The sequence below is a fragment of the Lewinella sp. W8 genome (genome assembly GCF_004375085.3).
Lineage (GTDB): Bacteria > Bacteroidota > Bacteroidia > Chitinophagales > Saprospiraceae > Neolewinella.
Genome location: NZ_SNAQ03000039.1, coordinates 1 through 7,291, shown reverse-complemented (window position 1 = coordinate 7,291; position 7,291 = coordinate 1). Strand labels below are relative to the sequence as shown.

At 39.2% G+C, this 7,291-nt stretch carries 6 protein-coding genes and 1 pseudogene; 3 read left to right on the top strand and 4 right to left on the bottom strand.

Annotated features, from left to right (window positions below):
- Positions 1 to 127 precede the first annotated feature (127 nt).
- Positions 128 to 400 (top strand): annotated as a pseudogene (locus tag E1J53_RS23720) (integrase core domain-containing protein); the annotation flags it as partial.
- Between the two features lie 294 nt (positions 401 to 694).
- On the opposite strand, the gene E1J53_RS23715 reads toward E1J53_RS23720, so the two are convergent.
- From E1J53_RS23715 to E1J53_RS23705, 3 genes are all read right to left on the bottom strand, one after another.
- Entirely contained in the window at positions 695 to 1,708 is a 1,014-nt protein-coding gene (locus E1J53_RS23715) for a hypothetical protein (RefSeq protein WP_134274834.1), read from the bottom strand.
- Between the two features lie 39 nt (positions 1,709 to 1,747).
- On the bottom strand, positions 1,748 to 2,806 hold the full coding sequence (locus tag E1J53_RS23710; RefSeq protein ID WP_134274835.1) for a hypothetical protein: 1,059 nt from the start codon (positions 2,804 to 2,806) through the stop codon (positions 1,748 to 1,750).
- 181 nt (positions 2,807 to 2,987) lie between these two features.
- Positions 2,988 to 4,397, bottom strand: a complete 1,410-nt coding sequence (locus E1J53_RS23705) for a DUF3883 domain-containing protein (RefSeq protein WP_134274836.1) — start codon at positions 4,395 to 4,397, stop codon at positions 2,988 to 2,990.
- On the opposite strand from E1J53_RS23705, the gene E1J53_RS23700 reads away from it, so the two are divergent.
- Positions 4,388 to 4,705 carry a hypothetical protein gene (locus E1J53_RS23700; RefSeq protein WP_134274837.1) on the top strand — a complete coding sequence of 106 codons (318 nt, stop codon included), beginning with the start codon at positions 4,388 to 4,390 and terminating at the stop codon, positions 4,703 to 4,705. The two genes, E1J53_RS23705 and E1J53_RS23700, sit on opposite strands and share 10 nt — an antisense overlap.
- Here E1J53_RS23700 and mauJ read toward each other — a convergent pair.
- Positions 4,699 to 5,802, bottom strand: a complete 1,104-nt coding sequence (mauJ, locus tag E1J53_RS23695; RefSeq protein ID WP_134274838.1) for a methylamine utilization protein MauJ — start codon at positions 5,800 to 5,802, stop codon at positions 4,699 to 4,701. The genes E1J53_RS23700 and mauJ overlap by 7 nt on opposite strands.
- Positions 5,803 to 6,426: 624 nt before the next feature.
- Between mauJ and ltrA the strand changes: the two genes are divergently transcribed.
- On the top strand, positions 6,427 to 7,291 hold an 865-nt coding region (gene ltrA, locus E1J53_RS23690; protein WP_154640293.1), incomplete at its 3' end, for a group II intron reverse transcriptase/maturase.

Below are 7,291 nucleotides of genomic sequence, written 5' to 3'. Positions count from 1 at the left end.
ACGCGCCGCCCTTAAGGGCCGGCGCGGCCTTGCACGATCGCATCCCGGACCAAGGGGAGCTGTCTACGGGTAGCAAACACCCCGAAAACGTCTAATTTGAGACTGTCCAAAGTTTGGGAAGGCTACAAATGGAAGTGAGTTTATTTCTAGAGTGTTGGACAAATGGGCTTATGAGAAAAACGTCACCCTAGATTTTTCACGGCCTGGTAAACCGACTGATAATCCGTTCATTGAGTCATTCAACGGAAGCTTTCGCGATGAATGTCTAAATACCAATTGGTTCTTATCTTTGAACGACGCCAGGGAGAAAATTGAAGCTTGGCGGCGAGATTACAATGAATTTCGACCACACAGCTCATTGGGCGGGATCCCGCCTAATGAGCTGTGTGCAACAGTATAAATAGGGGTTGAAATTTCTAGTTTAGGCGGTTGCGCCTTTGGGGAAGGGGTCAATAGGGGTTGAAATTTCTAGTTTAGGCGGTTGCGCCTTTGGGGAAGGGGTCAACAACAATGAATTTGACGTTTTAAGCTGTCCTGTTTTTAGGGAAGGCTACTGGAACATTCGTTAATAATTAAAATAGAAATTAGGATTAGTACTTTATTCATGTTTTTCTTTTTTCTCTAAGGAGGCAGAACGGTAGCGCCAACGCAGCCGGCCTTTGCCGGTTGACGGTGGCGCTGTGTTCTGCGCATCTTATTTGTTTTTCAACTGAGAATAATAGTACTCAAATCTTTCACAATCATTTAAATCATCATTTGCATCAAGGTCAACACTCCATTGCTCTGCCCAAAGTTCTATTGAAATACAAGCAAATCCATATGCAAAATGATCATCATTAGTTTTTTCAAATTCTAAAACCATCTTAAGCCTTTCTATAAACGACGGATGTGTACTTCCCTTTATTTTAGAAGACAACAGCATAGCTGATGATATCGAGATTACTGAACCGCATTTAACTATGAACTTATAACCTTGATGTACGTCAGCATATAAAATTTTCAACGCTTTTTCATCTGCCTCTATTTCAAAATCAAGTTTAGTCTTATCATCAGTTTCTTTTGAAATTTTGTCAATATGTTCAACTGCATGAATTAATTCATGGTACATTATAAATTTGTAAGCTTCGGTATAATATAGTTTTGTTTGACCTATATAGTCTAACTCTTGAACTATGTACTTTTCTGGGTTGGGCAATTCATTTTTGTCCCAATCGATAAAATCTACAACAATTTGCTTACCATATCGATAAAGCCTTTTGGCAAGTTCTATTCTTTCAGAAGCATTATCATACTTTGGATTCGTCTTATAGTCAGGTAATCTTGGATAACAGTACTTCTCACTATACAATACAAAAATGCTATATGATAAAATCCACAGTAGTGATAAAAATGTTTCGTGGGCTTCTAACCTTTTTTCAGTATTTATGTAGGGAGTTCGCCACATTCTACCAGAAACTCCAATAATTTTCAGCGAGTCATTACCTTGAATAAGTTTCACCTCTGGATCTAAACCGTGATTTTTGACTGCTATACTAAGAAGCTTTATTACAGTTGATCGTTCATGTATCAATCTATATAAAGCAATGTTATTCAACACCCTAATTGGCTGAAGACCAACATGGTGTGGCAAGTAAAGGTCTACATGCTCTCCCACAACATATTGTTGTTGTAAATAACTATTACTAGGAATATCATTAACATTATCCACCTTGCATAAATTTACATTCAATTGTTTAACTTCTCTAATCTACTGAGAATGGCCAATACTTTTCCTAATTAAGTCTATTTTTTCTTCATCGATAAATCCAGCATCTTTTAAACTATCCAAGGTCGGAGGTATCCAGTGAATCCCATACGATAAATTCAATATTGGATTTTCTAAGTCAAGAATAATTTGATCACTATTGTTTTGTGAATTATAAAACGTCGACAATTTCGAATTGGCTCTTGTTGATTCAATCCTAATATCTTGCGCTCTCTTTTTAACGATCATCTCAGGGGCACTTGTAAGCCTGTAATTCGAAGGAAATTTGACTGCACAAATAAACTTATCACACGGAACGCTTACTTGTCTAGAGAATGATTCAGTAACCTTAGAATTAGGAAAGACTCCTGTCAATCTTAAATAGTTAAACTGCTCTATGCTGAAAACTTTCGATTTAGGATACTCCCATCTGATTTTGTACTCAGCTATTTCACCTTCTGCTAAAGCAGGCATAAAGTTCACTTGAGTATGAACTCCCTCTCCAGACGACTTAAAATTCTCAAAAGTTATTCTTCCTCCAGTCGTACGTTTGAAACTGCTTTCATCTGCCCAAACTTTGATTCCTTCATACCTCTTTAGATTTAGTTTTCCAGTTGACATCGTATGGGGAATGTGACTTACGCTGTATTTTCCACCTACAACTTTACATATCAATTCTCCTGATGAAGCTAAATGTTCAGCATCTTCATTAATAACAAAAAGATTTCTATTAACTTCATAATGTAAATACCTGAAGGGGTAAATGTCATCAATATCAACTCCATTGGGAAGTAACTGTGATTTTCCTAAATCTTCAATTTTTGCATTCTGAATTTCTAATATCTGATTAGCTTTTATTGAAAACTTCACTATAAATGTGATCAAAAAGAACAATATAAATCCGAGCAATCCGTATAATAAACTTTTTTCTAAAGAAACATTGAATTGTAGCAAGAAAACTAAAATCACTACTCCACCTCCAAAAAAATTACCCACCATTGTGTAAGCACTTTTTAAAGATGATAGCATTACTGCTTTTGCTATTTCACCTACATTATACATATTAATTTATGATTATTTGAGAACGTATTATGAGACAGCAAATATACAAATCCGGTTTCACAATGAAAATTACAATATGATCATTTGGATTGTCCGCATAGATGTTGCGCAGAACGGTCCGCATACCCGCAGGCTGCCCGCTCAGAGCAGCTTGACGGGTATGCTTTGTTCGGCACAGGCTTTATTTTCCAATTATTGTCATCATGATTCTTTCTGCTTTCACTTTTCTATTTTTAAATGACATGGGATAAATTTTTCCCTTTAATATCCAATCTAACAAGTTATCTATTTTTGTCATTTCGGGAGAAGTTAATGCGTCTGAAACAAAATATATTTGGTAATTCTTTGTGTTTTGGATAAATAAACTCCACTCATTCTTTGTCAAATAGAAGAATTTTTCATTTCCTTTACTTCCCTTACATTCAATAAAATATTCAACTGAATTGTCTTCATCTAATACTTCAAAATCATGGTCAGCTCCACTTTCACCATTTTCATTAAGCCATTTTAGTCTGTCAGAATATTTCGATTTTAGTCTTTCATTTAAAAATCGTTCACTTGCATCTCTAACTTGCTCATTTACCTCACGATTTTCTGTAATTACTATTTCTTCTTGTTCTTCGTAATTATTGAAATTTCCTTTTAAGCTCGAAATTTCTTGACTTAAATTGTCAAGTTGTTTTGTAATTAGATTAAGAGCTTTTGAATTTTTCTCTACAACTTCTTTTAATTCTCTATTCTCTCTTGGAAAGATTTCAGGTTGGTTTATTATCGTTGAAATCTCTTCGGTCTTGTTGTCTTGAATAGATTCTTTATGTATTGTTGGTGTTTCTATTTTTATTGACTCAGATTGCTTTTCAGGTTCTTTTGATATGTCTGTATTTCTTGGAGGTGATGTTACTTGGTTTGACTGAGTAGCTTTGACATCAGTAGGAGTAGTTAAATTTTCTAAGCTACTTTTAATAACTTGAGTTTTTAAGGGCGATAAAACACTTTTAATATATTCTTTATTGTAATTGAGTGAGCTTACATTGAAATAGTTTCCATTTGTAATTTCTGCAAGCTGTTTTGATTTCATTCTTGCAGAATCATCTTGACTAATTCCTACTATAAATATTTTACAAGGAATTCCATGTAAGTCAATTGCCTTTTGAGCAGTTTCAAGATAATTACCTTTGCCATTCTCTTCTCCATCTGTCAGAAGAATAATTTTTCTATCGTGATTTCTATAATCCGATTTTGCCAATTCGTTGATTGATTCCTCCAATGCTGCTGAAATTGGAGTTCCTCCTAATGGTGGGTTTTCAAGCGAATTAATCGTATCAATTATATCGTTTCCATCAAATCCGCCTGAATATATTTCTTTAACTTCTAATTGGTCATATTTCTCCCCTACAGTTCTGAATGTTCTTATTGTAATCTTTTTCGCATAGTCAATAGTTGGAATTATTTCATGAATCATCATTTTCTTAATTAAGTCAGTTCGAGTCGAACCATCCTCAAGCAAGTACTTATTTTCATTGTTTTCATCTCCTTTGAAAACTCCCATGCTTCCTGATTTATCAATCAATATTTCAATTATTGTATCCATTTTTTATTTTTTTGCTTGTGCCGAACGGTAAGGTGCTCTGCGCAGTTTTGAAATTACGGAAATTGTGTCGAGCGAAGCTCGAAAAAAATTTTTGGAATTTGGAAATTGCCGCAGGCATGGTGTTGGCGGAAGGGCGCAGCAGCGCTCTTCCGTTGACTTCATGCGCAGAGCACCTTACCGTTGGAGAGAAGGGCGGAGCGCAGGGGAGACTTTCTCTCCAACGTCTGGCGTATATGCCGCGCCGGTGTTTAACCGGCATGGAATATACGCATTGTTCTACCCAGTTTGATATCCATTTATATCAATAGGGCCAGGCATACGGAAATATTTCAGGTCTCCCTCCTATTGGACCAAATAAGGGTTTCCATGACATATCGTGTTTCCCTTGGTCATCCAATCCAATCATTTTTCCTTCGAATCCCATTTCCATCTTCAGTATATCATAAGAAGCAGGTCCTGACGTTTTTCTTTGTAGCCAAGGAATCCTCAACTTTATTGCTATTTTTCTCCAATAACTCTCTTTACCTGTATGGTTTTGAAGTTTAACACCATTCACAATGCATCTTTGTTTAATTATCCTTGGAAATTTTGCAGCAAAAATTTTGATTTCTGTAATATCAGAAAGAGAATTAACTGCTACTTCCTCAACAATCGACAAACATTTGTGCAACTCTTCATCTTCGATAATTAAATTACTTGAAGAACCATGAGCTATTTTTGACCTCAGCTTTCTGACATCTTTAAAGTCTTTATTAGAAAATCCCAGGTTACTAAATGCTTCCCTCATTTTATTTCCTGTTGCTTTATGTTCAAGTTCAGAAACTTCACCACAATTAGGGCATTTTCTTTTGGCTTTTTCGGTAGTTTTCAGCTCTGCGTACTGTTCAATTACATTGTAAAAATGTAATAGTTTTTCAAAAAGTGATTCAGATTTAAGTGCTAACCTCATTTCATGAAGGGCGTGATTGACCTCATTATTATCAAAGTCTTTCAAGAGTTGATCAAAATCGCTTGATTCTAATTTTGGCCTTGGAATACCATGAGACATATCTAAGGTCAAAAGCATTTCAAATTCTTCCCCTTCATCAACTTTATACCTGGTAATACTTATTGGTCTTACCCTATTGTGATCTTGATATGTGATGAAACTTACTCTATTCAAAAATCTTTGAAGTATTTCAGTTGATCCATCAAATGCCGATTCCATATTGTCATATACCTTTTTAGGAGAGTATATTTCAATAACATGTCCATGGCTTAATTTTAGATCTGATGGTCGAAATATCCTTATTCCATGATTCTCGAATGAAAGTATTGTTTCAACATATCCTTCTATACCTAGATCTACCACTGCACAATATTTCCAATCCTCCGGTTGAATAGTATATTTGACTACTTCCTTCAAGCTTTATGTTTTATATGTTATTTTTTAATTGGGTAGAACGGGAGCGCCAACGCAGCCCGGCCTTAGCCGGGTTGACAGTGGCGCTTTGTGTGTGCCTGGAATGCACATCCTTCGCTTTAAAGATAGCGAGTTTTCTAAGTGGTGCAAGTCCACTGGTAGCGAGTTGGTGAAGCTACCTAGCAAGCCGCAAGGGCGCGTGAGGTGACTCCGGGTCTGAAGTAAGCGGGACTGCAAATACTGGTACGGACGAACAGGAACCGTATAAGAGGCTTTCCGAAGCGGTCAAGGCAGCACATCATGTCAAAGGCCGTAGCCAACAATCTCCGGAAAGTAGATACGGCCGCGATCAGTAGAAAGAGGATGTGCTTACCCAGGGAGGTCTCCGTAGTCATTGACTGACAGCACGGAGAAGTCAGCCGAGGGCATAGTAGGGAAGTAAACCGGGAAGCCGTGGAGTAAAGCCATGTTGTGAGTTGCCACGCCCGAGAGACTAGACCCGAAGGCCTGAACGTGAACCGCCGGAACAACCGGTGGGTGTGGACCAAACATTGACCACCGACCGCTAAGCGGGGTGCAGTCTTGACCACAGCCATCGTGCGGAAAGGCAAGAAATTTTGTTCGTTTATGTATTCACTACTCGACCGGATACTAAGCAAGTCGAACTTGCGCACTGCCTATGACCGCGTCTTGGGCAACCGGGGAAGTAGTGGCGTGGATGGTGTGACAGTAGATGACCTGTCTGGTCATCTGCGCCAGCATTGGCCACGCATCAAAGCGGAACTACGCGCCGGAACCTACCGCCCCCTGGCGGTTCGGGGCGTAGAAATTCCCAAGCCGAACGGAGGAACCCGCCTTTTGGGGATCCCCACGACGACGGACCGCTTCATCCAGCAGGCCATCCATCAGGTACTGGCCCCGATTTTCGATAAGGACTTTTCCCCCTTCAGCTATGGCTTTCGCCCCGGCCGCAACGCCCATCAGGCTTTGCGGCAAGCGAAAAGCTATATCAACGAAGGCTACCAGGACATCATTGACCTGGACTTGAAAAGCTTCTTTGACGAAGTCAACCACGACCTGCTGCTCAAGCTGCTGGGCCGCAAGGTGAAAGACCCTCTTTTACTGAAACTGATCCATCGCTTCCTTACTTCCGGCCTTTTGCTCGGTGGGGTAGTTGGCCAGCGGGACAAGGGAACGCCGCAGGGCGGGCCACTAAGTCCCTTGCTGTCCAATATTCTATTGGACGAGCTGGACAAGGAACTCACCCGACGTGGTCATCGCTTTGTCCGCTATGCGGATGATTGCAGTATTTTCCTGCGCTCAAAGCGGTCGGCTTACCGGGTGTTACGTTCGATGACTCGGTTTATTGAAGAGGATTTACGTTTACTGGTGAATAAGGACAAGACGGCAATCTGTCGTCCGGTTCGGTTTGAACTGCTGGGGTACGGCTTTGTCTCTTCTTTCCGCAAAGGAGAAAAGGGGAAGTACGTCC